This window comes from Variovorax sp. HW608, from assembly GCF_900090195.1.
GTDB lineage: Bacteria > Pseudomonadota > Gammaproteobacteria > Burkholderiales > Burkholderiaceae_C > Variovorax.
Genome location: NZ_LT607803.1, coordinates 2,160,697 through 2,178,755 on the forward strand (window position 1 = coordinate 2,160,697; position 18,059 = coordinate 2,178,755).

The following is an 18,059-nucleotide window of genomic DNA, read 5'->3' on the forward strand; positions in this document are numbered from 1 at the left end:
CGGACATCCAGGAGACCCCAGTGACATTCAACGCCGCTCGCCGCGCCTTCGTCCTCGCCGGCGCCGCATCCCTTATCTGCAACGCTGCGCTGGCTCAGAAGCCCGTCACCATCATCGTTCCGTATGCGCCCGGCGGCAGCGCCGACCTGGTGACGCGCGTCATCGCGCAGTTCGCTGCGCCTGCCGTCGGCGCGCCGATGATCGTCGACAACCGCACCGGTGGCGGTGGCGTGGTGGGCTGGGGCGCGGCTGCACGGTCCGCCCCGGACGGCAATACCTTGCTCACCGTCGAGCTCTCCTACGCCATCGCCGCCGGCCTGATTCCGACGCTGCCCTTCGACCCCAGGACGGCCTTCACCCAGGTCATCACGGCGGTCAAGGTTCCGCACGTCCTGGTCGTCAATCCCGCAGTGCCTGCGAAGACGGTGCAGGAGTTCATCGCACTGGCCAAGGCACGACCGGGCAAGCTCAACTATGGCTCCGGCGGCAACGGCACCAACACGCACCTGGCCGGCGAACTCTTCAAGAGCACGACGGGCGTCGACATCGTCCACGTCCCGTACAAAGGCGCTGGCGCCGTGCTGACCGACCTCATGGGCAACCAGGTGCAGGCGCTCATCACCTCCGTGCCGACCGCGCTTCCACATATCAGGAGCGGCAAGCTGCGTGCCCTCATGGTCACGGGCTCCGAGCGCAACGCCATGCTGCCCGATGTCCCGTCGGCCAAGGAGGCCGGCATTCCCAGGATGGACATGGACTACTGGATCGGCATCGGCGCGCCGGCGGGCACGCCGCAAGCCGTCGTGGACAAACTGAACAAGGCGTTCGTCGCGTCTCTCGCCCAGCCCGACGCCAGGAAGAAGATCGCCGAGATGGGCCTGACGGTGGTCGCCAACACGCCCGCGCAGGCCACGCAATTGGTCAACAGCGAGATCGAGCGCTGGAGCGCGGTCATCAAGCAGGCCGGCATCAAGGCCGACTGAGGAGGGCGCCATGACAAACCCGCTGCGCGGCATCCGCGTCCTCGACCTCACCAATGTGCTCGCCGGGCCCTTCGCCTGCCACCAACTGGCCCACATGGGCGCCGACGTCATCAAGGTCGAGACCCGCAACGGCGGCGACCTGGCCCGACAGCTGGGTGCCGACCCGGAGCTGAACAAGCGCCACATGGGCGTCTCGTTCCTGGCGCAGAACCCGGGCAAGCGCTCCATCACCATCGACTTCAAGCACCCGACCGGCAAGGAAGTCTTTCGCAAGCTCGTGCGCACGGCCGACGTGCTGGTCGAGAACTTCCGGCCCGGCGTCATGAAACGCCTGGGACTCGGGTACGAAGACCTCCTGGAGGAGAACCCCAGGCTCATCTACTGCGCCATCTCGGGCTTTGGCCAGGACGGGCCGCTGCGCGACCTGCCGGCCTATGACCAGATCATCCAGGGCATGTCCGGCGTCATGAGCATCACCGGGGCGCCCGAGAACGCCCCGTACCGTGTCGGCTACCCGGTCGCCGACACGATCGGCGGCATCACTGCGGCATTCGCGGTCGCCGCTGCCTTGGCGGACCGTGAGCGCAGCGGCGGAACCTTCATCGACGTTTCGATGCTCGAAGCCGTCATGGCTACGATGGGATGGGCGGTTTCGAACCACCTGATTGCCGGCCGCGAACCCAGGCCCATGGGCAACGAGAACGTCACCGCCAGCCCGTCCGGGACCTTCCGTACCGGTGACGGGCTTCTCAACATCGCTGCCAACAAGCAAGAGCAATTCGAGGCCGTGTGCCGTGTCGTGGGCCGACCCGAGCTCGTGGCCGACCCTCGCTTCAGCGAGCGCCAGGCCCGCCTGCAGCACCGGGTTGAACTCAAGGCGCTCCTCGAGGAAGCCATGGCCGCCAGGTCCACGGACGATTGGTGGAAGCGATTCAACCAGGCTGGCGTGCCCGCTGGCCCCGTCTACTCGGTACCTCAGGCGCTCGACCACCCCCAGGTGGCCGGACGCGGCATGGTCGGCAGCTTCGCCAACGCGCCCGGTGTCGGACGGGACATCCGCCTGGTGCGCACCGGTTTCAAGGTCAACGGCCAGGCACCTCGTGTCGACGCACCGCCCCCGACCCTGGGGCAGCACTCCGAGGAAATCCTGGCCGACCTGGGTTACTCGCCTCTGGAAATCGAGGCGCTGAAAGAGGAGAAGGCGGTATGACGGATACGACGCAGGACGCACGCAAGATGACCGAAGACTGGTGGCGCACGAGCATCATCGACATGTCCCCCGGGGTCATCCGCTATCGCGGCTATCCCATCGAGGACCTGATCCGCGAGCGCGTCAGCCTGGCACAGATGATCTGGTTGATGACACGCGGCGAACTGCCTACCCGCGTCCAGGCAGAGCTCCTGGAGGCCGCATTGATGGCGGCGGTCGATCACGGTCCGCAGGCGCCGAGCATTGCCATCGCGCGAATGGCGGCAACCTGCGGCGTCGGCTTGAACAGCGCCATGGCCTCCGCCGTCAACGTCCTCGGCGACGTTCACGGGGGCGCTGGCGAGCAGGCGGTGGAACTCTATGAAGACATCGCGCGGCGGATGGACGGCGGTGCAACCGAAGACGACGCAGTCGCCGCCGGCCTTCAAGCGTTCGTCGAGGTCCACGGCAAGGTGATCTCGGGGTTTGGCCATCGCTTCCACCCGATCGACCCGCGCAGTGCCCCGCTCCTCGAACTCGTCGACGAGGCGGCCAGGAAGGGCGAGGTGAGCGGCGAGTTCGCGCGCATTGGCCGGGCCGTCGAAGCGAAGCTCGGCGCAGGCAAGGGCAAGCCGATTCCGATGAACATCGATGGGGCCACTGCGGTCATCTACGCCGAGCTCGGATTTCCCGCGCCACTGGCTCGCGGGCTCTTCTGCCTGTCGAGGTCGGTCGGCGTACTTGCTCACGCGTGGGAACAAACGCAGCAAGGCGGGCGCATCAAGGGTCCGATTCCCCGGCAGTTCATCCCGACGTACGAAGGCCGGGACAAGAGGAAGGTGCCGTCACAAGGGTGAGCGCTGCCTGAGCCTGGCGAGGCGCTCCTTGGCCACACCCGCCGCTTCGGACTGCGGATACGCCTTCACGAGGTCTTCGAACGTCCTGCGGGCCGATTTGACGTCCATGAGTTCGAGCTGGCAGTTGCCCAGCCAGAGCAGCGCAGAAGCCTTGTAGCCGCTTTGCGGATAGCGTCTCACGAAAGACGCAAATGCGACCTGCGCCTTGGCAAAGTTGCCTTTGTGAAAAGCGGCAAGCGCCGCGTCGAAGGCCTGCGTCTCGGCTGCCTCGGCGACGAACTCCGGGCCATCCACCGCGACTTTGGCCGGCTCGGACATGCGCATGGTTTCGATGTCATGTGTCAGCGTCTCGTTTTGTCCGCGCAAGGTCGCCAATTCGTCGTGCAACTGCTCGATCTCGTTGGAAAGATCGAGCACGCTGCGACGAAGCTGGGCATTGTCTTCATTGGTTCTTGCCAGCTCCTCGGTCGAGCGCTGCCGGGAAGTTTCGACCCTTTGCCGCAACTCGATGGCGCTTGCGCTCGAGACGGCAAACAGGCCCTGGCCCACGGTGCAGCCCATCGTGCAGGCCGCACCCGCGCCGATCAATGCGGCACACACCACTCGGGAAAGTTCGGCCCACCCAGCGACGCCGTTCGGCGGGCCGAGCGCGGCCGCCGACGTTTCCATTCGCCCATCTTATGGCGCCGGCATGGCCCTGAGGCGTTGTAAAGATCTGGAGACTCCAACCGGAGAACGATCTGGTCCGCCAGCGCCCGAGGCCACGTCCAGCAACAGCCGGACCCGCGCCCGGAGCGCCGGGATCACTTCCTCGTCGAACCACGGGTTGCGGCGCAGCCAGATGTTGTTGCGCGGGCTCGGGTGGGGCAGGGGAAGCACGCCCGGCCAATGGTCCCGCCACGCGCGGACCGTCTCGGTCACCCCGATCCTCGCGCGACGACCGAGATGCCAGGCCTGCGCGTACTGGCCGATCGCGAGCGTCAGTTCGATCCGGGGCAGCGCGCCCAGCACCCGATCGCGCCACGCCGGGGCGCATTCCGGCCGCGGCGGCAGATCACCCGATGCGCCGGTCCCGGGATAGCAGAAGCCCATCGGCACGATGGCGATGAGGGTGGGGTCGTAGAAGGTGTCGTTGTCGACGCCCATCCACAGGCGCAGGCGATCGCCGCTCGCGTCGTCGAAGGGGATGCCGCTGCAATCCACCTTCCTGCCCGGCGCCTGGCCCGCGATGAGGATGCGCGCGGCAGGATGCGCCTGCAGCACCGGCCTCGGCGGCTTGGGCAGTCGCGCCGCGCACAGGGTGCACGCGCGGATCTCGCGCAGCAAGGGGCCGAGGGAGCGCGAGGTCAGGTCGCCGTGGCTGGGGGAGATCGAATCGGGGGCGTGCGTGGTGGTCATTCCTGAACGGACGAGACGGGCGTCGAACCCGCTCGCCAGTATAGGGAGCCGCCCCGCGCCTTTCAGCCGACGAAGTAGCCTTGCGTATTCAGCATCGTCTGGCTGACGAAGCTGCTCGCGCGGCCGCCGTCCGCATACTCGATGCGCCAGCCGTCGACGTCGATCGAGCGGCGGCGCTGGAACTCGGCGAGCACCTTGGCGCGCGACGGATTCGCGCCCGCGCCCGCGATCACCTGCGCGGCGTAGCGGCCGGCGAGGTAGCCGGCCAGGCTCACCGGCGTCGGGGCCTCGTCGAACAGGCGCTGCAGCGCATCGCGGTACGCCCGCACCACCGGCACCTTGCTGGAACGCGGATTGGGCACGACCTGCGTGAAGATGATCGGCACCGACTTGCCGGGATTGAGCTGCAGGAAGGTGTTGGTGTCGACGTCGGCCAGGCACACCACGTAGCGCTGCGTGCCGCGCCGGCTCAGGCCCTGCGTGAACTGCGCGAGCTCGATGCCCGCGCCCATGAAGACGAGGAAGAAGGGCGCATCCGGCCGCAGCTGCGCTGCGTAGGTCGCCGGGTCCTGCCCGGCCGGGATGGCCAGCGTGCGCAGCTTGATCTTGAGCCGGCCGCCGATCGCCTCGGTGCCTGCGCGCAGGGCCTCGGCACGCGCCGGGTTCGGGTACACGATGCCGAGCTCGGAAACGCCCATCTCGGCGAGGTTCTTGAGCACGTAGCGCATCTGGTCCTCGCGCGAGGCGAAGAGGCTGAACACCCGCGGATCGCGGTCGAACTGCGAATCGGCGAGCCACGGTGCGACATGGGCGATGTCCATCTTGGCCGCGGCCGCTTCCTTGAGGCTGGCGAGCGCCAGAGCCTCGCCCACCGTGCCGAGCAGGGCCACCTGGCTGGGGTCGTTCTTGACGAGCTGGATCGCGTTGCGCGCCGAGATGTCGGTGCCGTCGGTCTCCACGGTGGCAAGCTGCGGCGCCGTGCCGTTGGCCTTGTGCAGCTCGGCGAAGGCAAGGCGGATGCCGGTTGCGTAGTCGCGGGAGAATTCCTGTTGGTCCGGCGACATGTCGAGCAGCTGCGTGACGCGCGGCCCCGCGCTGTCGGCGGCACGTGGCTGGGCGATGGCGAGCATCGGAACACCGGCCACGGCGCACGCGGCGGTGGCGGCCGCGGCCTGGAGCAGGTGGCGGCGCTGAAGAGACTTCTGTGGATTCATGCGGCGCGAGGCTATGAGGCCCGCATGACAAGGCCGCGTCGGGTGGCTCCCCTGGCGTGAACTAGATCACGCACGCCCGGGTTTTCGGTTCAGCGCAGCACGATCAGCTGCAGCGCGGTGCGCAGGCCGCTTTCGTAGGCCTCGTCGGATGGGATGGCGCCGCCCGGGCGCGCGATGGCACCGCCTTGCGGCGCGGCGGCCGGCCCCGCGGCCTGGCCGCTGCCGGGCAGCGCATCCGCCCAGCGCGACGCCGGCAGCATCACGGGCTCATCGCGTCCCGGCAGCACCATGCCCGCGAGACGGCCCGCGGCATCGAGCACCGGCCCGCCATGCGTGGCCCCGGCGACGCCGATGCCGAGCCTGCGCGGCGCGTCGCCGTTCTGCAGCGTGCCGAAGAAGCCCTGGCTCAGCCACGGCCAGGCGGGGCTCGCGTCCTCCTGCGCGGCGTATTCGAATGCGAAGCCCGCGCTTCCCGCGAAAGGATCGCGCGCGGCCAGCGGCGGCAGGCCTTCGGCGGGCAGCGGCGGATCGAGCCGCAGCACCGTGACCGCCAAGGGCGCCAGCGGCTGCGCCGCGGCATCCGCATGCGCGCGCGTGGCCCGGCCCAGGCCGTCGCGCACCCAGATCGCCTTTGCTGCGTCGGGCGCGAGCGCAGCGCTCGGCACCAGCGCCATCGTCCCGTTGCCGATCAAGACGCCGCCCGACACCACGCGGGCCGCCTCGGCGACCGGGGGCTGGTCGCCCGCCAGCAGCGGCTGCGGCGCCATGCGATGCGGTGTCCGCAGCAGCGATCCGGTCGCGACCGGCGCGGGCGATGCGAAGGCGCGGCGCACCTCGAGGGCAACCGGATCCTGCGGCAGGCGGCCCAGCGTCTCGCGCAGCACGCGGTCGGCGAAATCGTTCTGTCCGCCCGCGCGCAGCAGCCACGCATAGAGGCCGCCCGCGGGCCCGGATTCGAGGTGCGCGCCAGCCACGTGGGCGCAGAAGGCGAGGGCCCGGCGGTACTGTCCGGCCTGCATGGAGGCGCGCACCAGGCCCATCTCGGTGTCGGGCGCGTGCAGCATCATGGCCGCGCGTTCGAAGGTGTCGGTGGCCGCCGGGACTTCGCCGCGCGCGAGTTCGCCTTCGGCCTGCGCCAGCAGCTTCGCGCGGGCATCCATCAGCGCCGGATCGTTCACCCGGAAGTCGGTGATCTCGGCAGCGGCGCGCGGCTCCTGCGCGCCGGCATGCAGCGGCAGCGCGCCCGCGAGCACCGCCATCAACAGAACGCCGGCTCCGGGTCGCAACGCGCTTTCCTCAGGGCAGCACCGTGATGCGCGGGATCGCCATCGCCGGCAGCGACGGGTCATAGGCCGCCTTCGGCGCCTTGTAGCCGCCGCTCAGGTAGGCGGTCAGCGCATCGATGTCCTGCGCACCGCCGAGCGTGTTGGTGCCGCCCAGCAGCACGGTGAAGCCGTCGCCGCCCGTGGCCATGAAGTTGTTGACCGTCACCCGGTAGGTCCTGGTCGGGTTCTGCACCACGCCGTTGACCACGATGTTGTCCGCCGGACCCGACACCACCGGCGGCGTCACGGTCACGTCGGTGGGCGTCAGCGTCACGTTCGTGATCTTCGAGCACGCCGGCGCCGAGGCGCTCCATGCGTACTTCAGGCCGTTCGACGCCTGCATCACGCGCTGCGCCGTCTGGCCCTTGCAGCCGGTGAACTGCTGCTCGAGGAGATCCTTGAGCTGCTGCGCGGTCAGCGTCATCGTCACCAGGCTGTTGCCGAAGGGCTGCACGGTGAAGGCATTGCCGTAGGTCACGTTGTACGGGTAGGTGCCGGCCGCATTGACGAAGCCAGGGCTGCGCACGCCGCCGGCGTTCATGAACGCCATCACCGCGCCGCCGAGCGCCGCGGGCTGCGTGGCCTGCAGCTGCGCATCGGCGATCAGGCTGCCGGCGGGCATCTCGCCCGCGGCGTTGGCGGTGTTCGGCAGCGCGGTGGTGATGGTGCCGATCACCTGGTTCGCGAGCGGCGAGACCAGCGCGTTGTAGCTGGCGACCACATTCTTCACGCTCGGGTCGGCAGCGATCGCGTTGTTGATCGCGACGTCCGTGCGATCCACCAGCCGGTTCGTCGGCGACACCGACAGCACCTTGTGCGAGCGCGGATGCAGCGTGATGTCGATGTCGGTCAGGATGCGGCCGAAGGCGCTGGCGCTCGTGACCGGCACCAGCCGGCCCACGCTGTTCGGCAGACCGGTCGGGCGCGGCGTGCTCACCGCCGCGCCGCTCGCGTTCTTCACGTCGAGCGTGTTCGCCGAGCAGTTGTAGGCCGCGTGCGTGTGGCCGCTGATGACCAGGTCCACCGCATCGTCGAGGTTCTTCACGATGCTGGCGATGTCGGAATCGGTGCCATCGGCGTTCTTGAGGTTGCCGTCGCAGCCGTTGATGTCGCCGACATTGGGGCTGGTCTGGAAGCCGCCCTGGTGCACCAGCACCACGATCGCCTTGACCCCCTGCGCGCGCAGGCGCGGCACCAGCGCATTCACGGTCTGCGCTTCATCGCGGAACTCCAGGCCGGCCACGCCCGTGGGCGTGACGATGCCCGGCGTGCCCTTCAGCGTCATGCCGATGAACGCGACCTTGGCGCCCTGGAAGCTCTTGATGCCGTAGGCGGGCAGCAGGGTGCGGCCGGTCGCGGTCTCGAAGACGTTGGCCGACAGCCACTTGAAGCGCGCGCCGTCGAAGGTGCCCGGCGCATTCGAGCCCAGCCCCTTGCAGCTGTTCGGATCAGGCACGCCGTTGGTGATCTTGCAGCCGCCGTTCTGCAGCCGGCGCAGTTCGGCCGAACCCTTGTCGAACTCGTGGTTGCCGACCGCGTTGAACTCGACGCCGATCCTGTTGAGCGTCTCGACCGCAGGCTCGTCGAAGAACAGCGCCGAGATCAGCGGCGACGCGCCGATGAAATCGCCCGCGCCCACCACCACGCTGTTGACGTTCTGCGACTTCAGCCGCGCCACGTACGCGGCGAGGTACTCGGCACCGCCCACCGCGGGCCGCTGCGCCGCCGGCACCACCGTGTTGACACCGAAAGTGCCCGGCGATTGCAGGTTCCCGTGGTAGTCGTTGAAGCCGATGATCTTGACCTTGATCGGCTCGGGAGGGCCGCGGTGGTCGTCATTCTGCGCGTGCGCCGGGGTGTACATCGGTCCGATGCCTGCGGCGACCATCGTCAGCGCGCAAAGAAGCGAGAAGCGGTGTTTCGACATGAGTTGCCCTCCGGGTCATTGATGGAATTCGGGATTGGTCGTGAGCAGCACGCGAGGCGCTCACGCGCGGGCAAACTATCGGGGCCGAAGGTGACGCTGCGGTGACGCCGAGGGCCCTAGGCGAGGATCGCGACGATGCGCGCGAGCGACCAGTAGGCGGCCATCGTCCCGATGGCATAGAGCGACGCGCGGCGCGCCAGCGGCACGATGGGCATGTTCCGCACCGCGCGATAGACCACCCACGCCGCGGCCACCGTCATGAGCTGGCCGATCTCCACGCCGACGTTGAAGGTGAGCAGCGCGACCCAGAGGTCCTTGTCGGGCAGGCCGATTTCCTTCAGCGCACCCGCGAAGCCGAGCCCGTGCACCAGCCCGAAAAGAAAGGCCACCAGCGCCGGCCATCGGCGCGCGAGCGTCTGCCGATCGCGCAGCGCCTCGCCGGCCACCAGCATGATCGAGAGCGCGATGGTCGCTTCCACCGGTGGCGGCCGCAGCGTGAGCAGGCCCAGCGCGCTGCTGGCCAGCGTGATGCTGTGGGCGGCCGTGAAGGCCGTGATGGTCCACAGCAGCCGGCGGTTGAAGCCCACGAGGAACAGCAGGCCCATCACGAACATCAGGTGGTCCCAGCCCGTGAGGATGTGCTCGATGCCGAGCACGGTGTAGGCGGACGCGATCTCCCAGCGGCTTCGCTTGTCGTCCGCCGAGCCGTAGAGATGCACCGTCGGCTGCCCGGCGGTGAGCGTGTACACGCGCGACTGGCCGTCCTGCCAGGTGATCTTCACGAGTGCCGCCGAGTAGCGCTTGCCGACGCCGTCGAGCGACAGCGGCCCGGTGAGGCCGGCCTCGCCGCAATGCAGCGCGTTCGCGTCGTCGGCGCGGCAGCCTTCGGGCCACGCGGGTGTGAGGTCCTCGGTCCCCGCGCGCCGGTCGGTCGCGGTCCACTGCCAGATGAACTCGCCGCGCGAGACTTCGCGCAGCTCCATCTCGGCGATGCTCATCTCGTGCGCATGCGCCGTCACCGCGACGAGCGCGAGCGCCGCGAGGATGAGCCGCGCGGCCGCTCCGGAGGCGAATCCCGAAGCGCCGCTGCGCGAGGGTAGTCCGATCAGCCGACGAAGCCAGGCCATCACGGCTTCGCGCCCTCGTAGCGGATGCTGTACTTGCGCGCCAGCGTGCGCACGGCCGCGGTGCGCTGATCGGCCAGCGTCGCATCGGTCCAGTCCTGCAGCACCACGCCGTGCAGCCTCTCGAAGTCGGCCGGCTTCGCGGGCGTGACCGCATCGAGCCGGATCGCGCGCAGGCCGTCCCGGGTCGGAAGGGCGAGCCACTGGCCCGGCTTTGCGGCCTCGAGTGCCGCGACGAAGTCCGCGCCGTAGCTTTGCTCGAGGTTCGCGCGCGGGCGGCCCTTGAAGACCCGCAGGCCCGCCTTGGCATCGCCGGGCGTGCCGGTGTTCAATGCGCCTACGAACCCGCGCAGCGCCGCCTCGGTCGTGTCCGGCGAGACCACCGCTTCCTCGAAGTCGTAGCGCGCGGGCTCGTCGTACTTCGCGCGCTTGCGCTCGAACCAGTCGCGCAGCACCTTCTCGTCGATCGGCGGCAGCTTGACGCCGGCATCGACCACGCTGAGCGCCTTGAAGATCACGCGCTCGCGGATCGCCGGGTCGCCCTGGTCCACGCGCAGCGCGAGGCCCTCGCGGTAGAGCACCTCGTTGTCGACCCAGCGCTCGCGCAGCGTCTTGAGTTCATCCGCGTTCGGCTCGCGGCCGCGCGACGCGGCGAAGAGGCGGCGGGCCTCCTCGTCGACCTCCGCGCCGACGACGATGGTGTGCGGGTCGTCCTCGCGGGAGACCAGGTAGTGGTCCACCGCGAAGAGCGCCGCGCCGAGCAGCACGAAGTGAAGCAGCGGTTCGCGCAGCCAGCCGGGCGTGTTTGCCATGCCTGTGTGCCACTCCCTACTTGACGCCGGCGACCGTCACCCCGCCGCGGACTTCGATATAGATCGGGTTGCTGTAGAACCAGAGGTCGGACCACGCGGCGACGTCGTAGCTCACGTACTTCTGGCCGTTGTTCACCGCGAGGTGATCGGGGCAGGCGGCGTCGTTGCACGGGATCATCAGGTTCGCGACGTTGCTCGCATTGGTCGCGAGGTCGGGCAGCGGGTTGCCGTTGGCGTCGGTCTCGTGCGGCACGCTCGGCGGCATGTTGGTGCCGCGCAGGCGCAGGTACTGCGACGTGGTCACCGTGCCCGGCAGGCGGAAGACCATGCGGCGGAAGTCGCCCGGCGCGGTCTTCCAGTTCGCGCTGTTGAAGGTCTTGATGACCGCGGCCGTCGTGTTCTTGGCCGCCGCCGGCACGTTGGCGAGGTTCGGGTTCGTCAGCCAGTCGCGCGGCCATTCGCCGGCGTACTGCGACGGATCGGCCGGGTTCCTGTAGCCGGTGACCATGCCGCGGATCACGTCGATGTGGTCGAGCACCGGCTTGTTCAGCGGTTGCTTGATGCCGATCTGCGCGAGCGACGGGTTCGGGAAGCTGTACGGCGAGTAGTTGGTGCCCGACGGATCGCGCACCACGACCGAGACGATGATCTCCGCGCCGGGGCGCACCACGAGCTTCTCGCCCATCGTCGCGCACTCGTCGCGGTCGACGTCGGTGTTCTGCAACGCGGCAGCGAAGGCCAGGCCTTCGACCACCGCGTTGCCGCCCGCATCGAGCGCCGGCGTGGAGCGGCCGCGCGGATAGGACGCGCAGGCCACGAACGCCAGCCGGTCGATGAGCTGGCCGGTGGTCGTGAAGCTGTTGCCGCTGCGCAAGCCGTCGACGATCGACTGCGGCGTCAGGTCGTCCTTGCCGTTCTTCTCGTGGCCCTCGGCTTGGCCGTTGCCCTTGCCGTTGCGCACCATCACGAAGTCGCGCTGGTATTCGCCGGGAAGGAAGTCCTGCGTGGAGCGGCGGTCATCGGGGCCGAACATGCCGCGGTTGTGCCAGTCCGAGCTCGCGAAGAACCAGTAGTTGCGGCCCTCGCCGAGCAGCGCATCCCACACGCCGCCGACCTGCGCGCCGTAGACGCCGGTGCCGCCGTAGGTGGTGCCGCCGACCGAGTCGACCAGCACGCCGCCGATGTTGTTGCGCTTGGGGAAGTACTCGCCGCGATCCGACGACGCATGGTGGCCCGGCTGCGTCTCGAAGCCGAAGGCCGACTTGGGCGCCGCGTTGTTGAAGTCGCGCAGGTGCTCGATGTTGAAGCCGTTGTTGCCGTCCGGGTTGAACGGGCCGGCGCGCTCGAGGTGCGAGGGCACGTAGTAGGAGCCGTTCGGGTGGAACTGCGCCATCCACTTCATCGCCTCGACGGTTTTCGCGTGGCCGCGCGTGCCGGTGCCGGCGCCGCTCGCGGGCATCAGCTTCTGCGCGGTCGCGTTCCAGCTCGGATCGGCGGCGTTCAGGCTGCCCGGCACCGAGCAGTTCCAGTTGTTGCCGACGGTGCCGCCGACCACGGTGTTGCCGCGGCCGGTGTCGGCATCGGCGCGATCGAAGCAGTACTCCCACTGCGCCATCGCGGTGGCATTGCCGAGCGGGGTGTAGCCCGGCGTGGTCGGCAGCTTTGCTTGATCGATCGACTTGGGCATCTGGCCCGTGATCACCGAGGTCGACACGTGCTCGTGGCCCGCCGACACCGATTCGACGCCGATGAACAGCGGCAGGTCGCGCAGCCGGGCGAGGTACTCCAGGATCGGGTACTGGTACTCCTGGATCGACTGCCAGCGCCACATGTTGCCGTTGCCGCCGACGCCGCCGTTCAGGCCCTTGAGGTTGGCTGCGCCGATGGTGGCGGTCCAGGTGGTGGTGGGGGCCTGGCCGGTGTACGGATAGGCCGGCGTGCCGAGGCTTTCGTCCTCGGCCAGCGTGCAATTGCGATTGCCGTTGCCGCCGTGGCCGGCCTGCACGAACCAGTCGAGACCCCAGGGCGTGTCCTGGGTGTCGGTGGCCTTCTTGACCAGCTTCTGCATCGAGATCGAGCCGTCGGAACAGGTCGTGTGGTTGTGGAAGTCGCCGGTCACGTAGGTGCCGGCGGGCTTCCCGCCGGCGCTGGCGGCGCTTGGAATGCCAAGAAGGCCAGCGGCACCGGCGGTCGCGACCGCAGCGAGGGCGAGCTGGTTCTTGGTGAATTGGATTTTCATCAGCGTGGCTCCATCAGGTTGGGCGGGCAAGGACCAGCCGCATGAGGTCCCTCACCCCCGCCGCTGGTGCAGCCGAAAGTACTGATCGGCGATGACCGCGCCGTGACACCGCGCGCATCGAGGCGACGAACGGCGCTGCGCTCAAGGCGCGGGCCCGGCGAGTTGGCGCAAGGCCAGCACGGCCTCGGTGCGCGCGGGCTGGATGTGCTGCAGATCTTCCAGAAGCGTGCGCGCCGCGCCCGCATCGGTGCGCGCCAGCGCACCCGCCATGCGCAGCAGCGGGTCGTAGGCCGGGCGGAAATCCGGGCTGATGCGAAGCACCGACAGCAGCGGTTCGCGCACCTGCGCGAGCATGCGTCGCACATCGGTCAGCGGCCGCACCGACTGGCCCGCGTCGAGGAAGCGGTCGCGCGCCCGCCAGTACGCGGCAAGGCGCTCGGCGCGGACCGCGGCGGCATCCGCGCCGATCACATCGGCGGGCGTAACGTCGAGCTCGCGCAGCAGCGCGAAGAGGCGCTCGCGCGGCAGCGAATCCGGCGCGTAGGTGATGCGGGGCGCCTTGTAGCCGACCACGGGGTGGTCGTCCGTATTCGCCGGCGCCGCTCCTGCGAAACGCGCGAGCGCCGAAGGTCCCGCGATGAAATTGCCGAGCACGCCGAAGGCATCCGCCATGCCGAGCGCCTCGGGGCGCACCGGAAGCGCCTTGGCCGCGAGCCGGGGGTCGAGGTCCGCCAGGTCCAGCGGACGGTCGTCCGCGCGCGCCACGAGACCGAGCACCGGCGTTTCGAGGCTGAAGGTGGCGAGCACCGCCAGCGCATGCGGATTCGCCGCGATGAACGACTGCACGATGCTGCGCAAGGTCTCGATGTCGAGCTGATGCAGCGGCAGCCATTGGCAGAACACGCCGCCTTCGGCAAGCCGCTCGCGTATCGCGCGGAAATGCTGGGTCGTGTAGAGCGAACCGGTGCCGCTGCGCGCCGGGTGGTAGTTGTCCGCGACGATCACGTCGTAGCGCTGTGCGGCGGTGCGCACATAGCGGCGCGCATCGGCGACGATCACCCGGGGACGGCGATCGGGCGCTCCGCGTTCGAGCGCCTCGGTGAAGAACGACGACGATGCGACCACTTCGGGCAGCAGCTCCACCGCGTCCACCTGCAGCGCGGGGTCGTGCGCGGCCGACCAGGCCGTCACGCCGGTGCCGAGCCCGAGGAACAACGCACGGTGCGGCGCCGGATGCAGCAGCAGCGGGATCAGCGCCTGCCGCGCATCGGCCGGCAATGTCGCACTGCTGCCTTCCTGCTGCCGGTTGTCGATGCGAAGGCGCGCGACGCCGGCCGCGTCCTCGACCACGCTGACCGCGGCCATCGCGCCTTCGCGATAGCTGACGATGCGCCCGCCCTCGGGCACTTCGACGAAGGCCAGCCGCGGCGCAATCCATCCGACTGCAAGCAATGCGGCCGCCGGCAGCCAGAAGGGCGGCCTGGAGATCGCACCGGGCAGCGTCAGGGCGAGGTAGCCGGCCGCGACCAGCAGCAGCGCGAGCTTCGGGCCCAGCGCAGGCAAGAGGACCACACCGAACAGCAGCGGCGCGGCGGCCGCACCGAGCGTGTTGAAGCCCAGCGCCTTGCCGAAAGCATGGCCCTCTGCACGAGCCTGCGCCGCCAGATGACTGAACAGCGCCCCCATCACCATCGTCGGCAGCAGGAAGGCGGCGACGGCGGGCGCCGCTTCCGATGCGAGCGCGGAGGCCATGCCCGTGCCCAGCGCTTCGACCACGGCCCGCCGCAATCCGTCCGCACCCCAGAGGCTCAGCGTGCCGACGAGGCAGGCCGCCCCCTGCAGCGACAGCAGCCGATCGCGCGCCCGTGCCGGATCGCGTTCGCCGCCGCCCAGCCGGTGCCAGATCGCCGCGCCGATCGCGGTGCCCGCGAGATACACCGCGAGCAGCAACGCGAAGGTGTAGACCGTGTCTTGCGCCACCTGGCTCAGCACCCGAACCACCAGCACTTCGTAGCCGATGCCGAGCAGGCCCGTCGCGGCGAGGATGCCCGGCAGCTTCGTGCCGGCGGGACGAATCGCCGTGGAGGCATCGCGTCCCCCGGGCAGGCCGAGCGAGAACGCCGCCGCCGCGCAGAGGAGGTTCAGCGCGGCACACACGAAGGCGGTGTGCGCAAGGCCGAACTGCGGCACCAGCCAGAACGCCGCGCCGAGCACGCCCAGCACCGCGCCGAAGGTGTTGCAGGCATAGAGCGCCGCGATGCTGCGCCTCTCGTGGCCGAGCCGCGCCATCACGCGCTCCATCGCGGGCATCGTCGCGCCCATGGCGGCGGTCGCGGGCAGCAGCACGACGAAGGTGCCGAAGAAGGCGAGGGTCCACTGCCACGCGGGCGTCGGCTGCGGACCCGTGGCATCGAGCAGCATCTGGCTGACCGGCGCGAGCAGCAGCGCCAGCGCCACGCTCCAGAGCGCCATCAGTGCTTCGCTCGCGGCATACCAGCGCTCTGGCCGCGCGCTGCGAACCACGCGCGGCCCGACCGCGAAGGTGCCGAGCGCGATGCCGCCGAAGAAGCCCGCCACCACCGCGAGCACCGCGGCCGATTCATGGCCGAGCCACAGCGCGCTCTGCTGCGTCCACACGATCTGGTAGCCGAGGCCCGCGAAGCCGGAGCCCACCATCAGCATGCAGGCGACGCGATGGCGCATCGCTCAGCCGCCGAAGCTGATCTTGTAGCCCCAGGAGTCCAGCCGCGAAGGGATCGCGTTGAACGCCATCGTCACGCGGCGCTCGCCGGGGTTCGGCGGCACCGCGTGCATCAGGTAGCTCGGGAAGAGCACCATGTCGCCGGGCTCGGGCATCGGGCTGATCCACTTGTCCGCGCTGTAGGGGCCGGGCGCCGTGCCCGCGTGGTCGTTGCGGAAGGCGAAGTCGTGGCCACCGGGCGACTTCATGAACACGGTGCGCGCATCCTCATGCGTGGGCGTGAGGTACACCACGCCGGAGACGAAGCTGTTCGCGTGGTTGTGCATCGCCTGCCGGCCACCGGTGTGGAGCACGTTGACCCACATCTCCTTGATCGACCAGCCGATGCGCTCGCCGAAGAGCAGCGCGCCGAAGTCCGCCAGCCGGGGCGTGATCAGGCCCGCGCATTCGACCAACAGCGGGCTGTCGCCGGGCTGCAGCATCGCGGTGTGAGACAGCTTGGCCGAAGAGTTGTTGTCCTGCACTGCGAGCGACGAGAAGTGACCGACCAGTCCTTGCACCAGCGCAGGCCCGAGCACTTGCGGCGAGCGCATGAACGGGATGGGAAAGAGTCCTGTGATTTCGTCCATCGCCCGCATTGTGGCGTCGGCAGCGCGCGGATGGGGTCATGGTTCTGTCATGTGCGCTTTCCAGAATGGCCCGCTCTTTCCGACAGCACATTCACCCATGCAACGCCTTCTCTCCACCGCCGCGCTCGGCGCGGCCCTGATCGCACTGTGTGCGTCGTCGGCAACGTGGAGTGCGGAGGTCGACTTCAACACGCTCGCCGTGGCGCCGGAACCGGAGCAGTCGAGCGCGCCCGCGCAGGCGCAGGCATGGGTGTCGCCGCATCCCTTGTCGAACACCGCGAATGACGCAGGCAGCGGGCCCGTGCCGCCGGATCCGGTCCGTCGCGAAGAGGGCGCGGAATCGGGCGGCGCGATGTTCACGCCTTTCTCCAGCGCCGCGCCGACGCCGTCGACCCGCAGTGCGGCAGCCCGGCACGGCCCGGCTGCCGAGGCACCGCAGGGCACCGGTGCGGCCGATCTCGTCCTGACCCTCCTTGCCGTCCTCGCAGGCGTCGGCGCGATCGCGTGGCTCCTGCGCAGAGCCTGAGCCTGGTCTCTACTTGAACGGGATCGGCTTGCCCGACGCGTCCTTGATGTCGCCCCAGGCGGTGGCGATCACGCCCTTGACCTTGTCGGGCATCGGCACGTAGTCCAGGTCGCCGGCGGTCTTGTCACCGTTCTTGTAGGCCCAGTCGAAGAACTTCAGCGTGGTCGTCGCCTGCGCCGGCTTGTCCTGCGTCTTGTGCATCAGGATGAAGGTCGCGCCGGTGATCGGCCACGACTCCTTGCCCGCCTGGTCGGTCAGCACCTGGTAGAAGCTCTTGGACCAGTCCGCACCCGCCGCAGCCGCCTTGAAGGCCGAATCGTCCGGCGACACGAAGTGGCCGTCCTTGTTCTGCATCTGGGCGTAGTTCATCTTGTTCTGCTTGACGTAGGCGTACTCCACGTAGCCGATCGAGTTGGGCAGACGGTTCACGAACGCGGCAACGCCCTCGTTGCCCTTGCCGCCCGCGCCGGTGGGCCAGTTCACGGCCGTGCCGTCGCCGACCTTGGCCTTCCACTCGGGGTTGGCCTTGCTCAGGTAGTTGGTGAACAGGAACGTGGTGCCCGAGCCGTCCGCGCGGCGCACCGGCGCGATGGCCGCGTCCGGCAGGTTCAGCGACGGGTTCAGCGCCTTGATGGCCGCATCGTTCCACTTGGCGATCTTGCCCAGGTAGATGTCGCCCAGCACCTGGCCGCTGAGCTTGAGCTCGCCGGCCTTGATGCCCTGGATGTTGACCACCGGCACCACCCCGCCGATGACGGTGGGGAACTGCATCAGGCCCTTGCTCTTGAGCTCGTCGTCCGACAGCGGCATGTCCGAGGCGCCGAAGTCCACGGTCTTGGCGTCGATCTGCTTGATGCCGGCGCCCGAACCCACGGACTGGTAGTTGATCTTGGCGCCGGTGGCCTTGTTGAAGTCGGAGGCCCACTTCGAATACAGCGGCGCCGGGAAGCTGGCGCCGGCGCCCGTGGCCTCTTCGGCGAAGGCGCAAACCGGCACGAGTGCCGCGACCATCAAGACAGCGGCGGTGGCCCGCCTGATCATTGAAGTCATGGGACCTCCTTTTGGACGGGCGGACTCGCACCCGCGAAACCGAACATGATGGCAGCGGGTTGTGGCAGGAGTGTGACAGCGGGCC

15 protein-coding genes are annotated in these 18,059 nt (G+C 69.3%); 4 read left to right on the forward strand and 11 right to left on the reverse strand.

Going from position 1 to position 18,059, the window contains the following annotated elements; all coding sequences use genetic code 11:
* Positions 1-20: 20 nt before the first annotated feature.
* The 3 genes from VAR608DRAFT_RS10040 to VAR608DRAFT_RS10050 are packed head-to-tail and all read left to right on the forward strand — an operon-like array spanning position 21 to position 3,029.
* A complete protein-coding gene (locus VAR608DRAFT_RS10040) occupies positions 21-983 on the forward strand; it encodes a tripartite tricarboxylate transporter substrate binding protein (RefSeq protein ID WP_088953940.1) in 963 nt (320 codons plus the stop codon).
* A 10-nt stretch (positions 984-993) separates the two neighbouring features.
* Positions 994-2,193: a CaiB/BaiF CoA transferase family protein gene (locus VAR608DRAFT_RS10045; RefSeq protein ID WP_088953941.1), complete on the forward strand. Its 1,200-nt coding sequence runs from the start codon at positions 994-996 to the stop codon at positions 2,191-2,193.
* Positions 2,190-3,029 carry a citryl-CoA lyase gene (locus tag VAR608DRAFT_RS10050; RefSeq protein WP_088953942.1) on the forward strand — a complete coding sequence of 280 codons (840 nt, stop codon included), beginning with the start codon at positions 2,190-2,192 and terminating at the stop codon, positions 3,027-3,029. The genes VAR608DRAFT_RS10045 and VAR608DRAFT_RS10050 overlap by 4 nt, the downstream gene beginning before the upstream one ends.
* On the opposite strand, the gene VAR608DRAFT_RS10055 is transcribed toward VAR608DRAFT_RS10050, so the two are convergent.
* The 10 genes from VAR608DRAFT_RS10055 to VAR608DRAFT_RS10100 form a co-directional block, all read right to left on the reverse strand.
* A complete protein-coding gene (locus tag VAR608DRAFT_RS10055; protein WP_331713026.1) occupies positions 3,018-3,578 on the reverse strand; it encodes a tetratricopeptide repeat protein in 561 nt (186 codons plus the stop codon). The genes VAR608DRAFT_RS10050 and VAR608DRAFT_RS10055 overlap by 12 nt on opposite strands.
* A gap of 129 nt (positions 3,579-3,707) precedes the next feature.
* Entirely contained in the window at positions 3,708-4,427 is a 720-nt protein-coding gene (locus tag VAR608DRAFT_RS10060; RefSeq protein WP_088953943.1) for a uracil-DNA glycosylase family protein, read from the reverse strand.
* A gap of 62 nt (positions 4,428-4,489) precedes the next feature.
* Positions 4,490-5,641 carry an ABC transporter substrate-binding protein gene (locus VAR608DRAFT_RS10065; RefSeq protein ID WP_088953944.1) on the reverse strand — a complete coding sequence of 384 codons (1,152 nt, stop codon included), beginning with the start codon at positions 5,639-5,641 and terminating at the stop codon, positions 4,490-4,492.
* Between the two features lie 89 nt (positions 5,642-5,730).
* Positions 5,731-6,927, reverse strand: coding sequence for a hypothetical protein (locus VAR608DRAFT_RS10070; protein WP_157730787.1), 1,197 nt, complete (start codon positions 6,925-6,927; stop codon positions 5,731-5,733).
* 10 nt (positions 6,928-6,937) lie between these two features.
* Positions 6,938-8,893 carry a bifunctional metallophosphatase/5'-nucleotidase gene (locus tag VAR608DRAFT_RS10075; RefSeq protein ID WP_231973400.1) on the reverse strand — a complete coding sequence of 652 codons (1,956 nt, stop codon included), beginning with the start codon at positions 8,891-8,893 and terminating at the stop codon, positions 6,938-6,940.
* 116 nt (positions 8,894-9,009) lie between these two features.
* The gene (locus VAR608DRAFT_RS10080) at positions 9,010-10,020 is read right to left on the reverse strand and encodes a HupE/UreJ family protein (protein ID WP_088953946.1); all 1,011 of its coding nucleotides are present in this window, start codon (positions 10,018-10,020) and stop codon (positions 9,010-9,012) included.
* Entirely contained in the window at positions 10,020-10,829 is an 810-nt protein-coding gene (locus tag VAR608DRAFT_RS10085; RefSeq protein ID WP_088953947.1) for a peptidyl-prolyl cis-trans isomerase, read from the reverse strand. Before VAR608DRAFT_RS10085 ends, VAR608DRAFT_RS10080 begins: the two co-directional genes overlap by 1 nt.
* 16 nt (positions 10,830-10,845) lie before the next feature.
* Complete coding sequence (locus tag VAR608DRAFT_RS10090) at positions 10,846-13,068, reverse strand: hypothetical protein (RefSeq protein ID WP_088953948.1); 2,223 nt, start codon at positions 13,066-13,068, stop codon at positions 10,846-10,848.
* 141 nt (positions 13,069-13,209) lie between these two features.
* Positions 13,210-15,771 carry a fused MFS/spermidine synthase gene (locus tag VAR608DRAFT_RS10095; RefSeq protein ID WP_088953949.1) on the reverse strand — a complete coding sequence of 854 codons (2,562 nt, stop codon included), beginning with the start codon at positions 15,769-15,771 and terminating at the stop codon, positions 13,210-13,212.
* Between the two features lie 3 nt (positions 15,772-15,774).
* Positions 15,775-16,398, reverse strand: a complete 624-nt coding sequence (locus VAR608DRAFT_RS10100; RefSeq protein WP_088953950.1) for a putative 2OG-Fe(II) oxygenase — start codon at positions 16,396-16,398, stop codon at positions 15,775-15,777.
* Positions 16,399-16,495: 97 nt separating this feature from the next.
* Here VAR608DRAFT_RS10100 and VAR608DRAFT_RS10105 point away from each other — a divergent pair, with 97 nt between their 5' ends.
* Positions 16,496-16,924 (forward strand): hypothetical protein, encoded by a 429-nt coding sequence (locus VAR608DRAFT_RS10105; RefSeq protein ID WP_088953951.1) that lies wholly within the window; start codon positions 16,496-16,498, stop codon positions 16,922-16,924.
* Between the two features lie 9 nt (positions 16,925-16,933).
* Here VAR608DRAFT_RS10105 and pstS read toward each other — a convergent pair whose 3' ends face one another.
* The gene (gene pstS, locus VAR608DRAFT_RS10110) at positions 16,934-17,935 is read right to left on the reverse strand and encodes a phosphate ABC transporter substrate-binding protein PstS (RefSeq protein WP_443082944.1); all 1,002 of its coding nucleotides are present in this window, start codon (positions 17,933-17,935) and stop codon (positions 16,934-16,936) included.
* Between the last annotated feature and the right edge of the window lie 124 nt (positions 17,936-18,059).

What these genes read in the sequence shown, in the direction of transcription:
- VAR608DRAFT_RS10045 (WP_088953941.1), top strand. Translation starts at nt 994, where the DNA reads ATGACAAACCCGCTGCGCGGCATCCGCGTCCTCGACCTCACCAATGTG.
- VAR608DRAFT_RS10050 (WP_088953942.1), top strand. Translation starts at nt 2,190, where the DNA reads ATGACGGATACGACGCAGGACGCACGCAAGATGACCGAAGACTGGTGG.
- VAR608DRAFT_RS10060 (WP_088953943.1), bottom strand. Translation starts at nt 4,427, where the DNA reads ATGACCACCACGCACGCCCCCGATTCGATCTCCCCCAGCCACGGCGAC.
- VAR608DRAFT_RS10065 (WP_088953944.1), bottom strand. Translation starts at nt 5,641, where the DNA reads ATGAATCCACAGAAGTCTCTTCAGCGCCGCCACCTGCTCCAGGCCGCG.
- VAR608DRAFT_RS10075 (WP_231973400.1), bottom strand. Translation starts at nt 8,893, where the DNA reads ATGTCGAAACACCGCTTCTCGCTTCTTTGCGCGCTGACGATGGTCGCC.
- VAR608DRAFT_RS10080 (WP_088953946.1), bottom strand. Translation starts at nt 10,020, where the DNA reads ATGGCCTGGCTTCGTCGGCTGATCGGACTACCCTCGCGCAGCGGCGCT.
- VAR608DRAFT_RS10085 (WP_088953947.1), bottom strand. Translation starts at nt 10,829, where the DNA reads ATGGCAAACACGCCCGGCTGGCTGCGCGAACCGCTGCTTCACTTCGTG.
- VAR608DRAFT_RS10090 (WP_088953948.1), bottom strand. Translation starts at nt 13,068, where the DNA reads ATGAAAATCCAATTCACCAAGAACCAGCTCGCCCTCGCTGCGGTCGCG.
- VAR608DRAFT_RS10095 (WP_088953949.1), bottom strand. Translation starts at nt 15,771, where the DNA reads ATGCGCCATCGCGTCGCCTGCATGCTGATGGTGGGCTCCGGCTTCGCG.
- VAR608DRAFT_RS10100 (WP_088953950.1), bottom strand. Translation starts at nt 16,398, where the DNA reads ATGGACGAAATCACAGGACTCTTTCCCATCCCGTTCATGCGCTCGCCG.
- VAR608DRAFT_RS10105 (WP_088953951.1), top strand. Translation starts at nt 16,496, where the DNA reads ATGCAACGCCTTCTCTCCACCGCCGCGCTCGGCGCGGCCCTGATCGCA.
- pstS (WP_443082944.1), bottom strand. Translation starts at nt 17,935, where the DNA reads ATGGTCGCGGCACTCGTGCCGGTTTGCGCCTTCGCCGAAGAGGCCACG.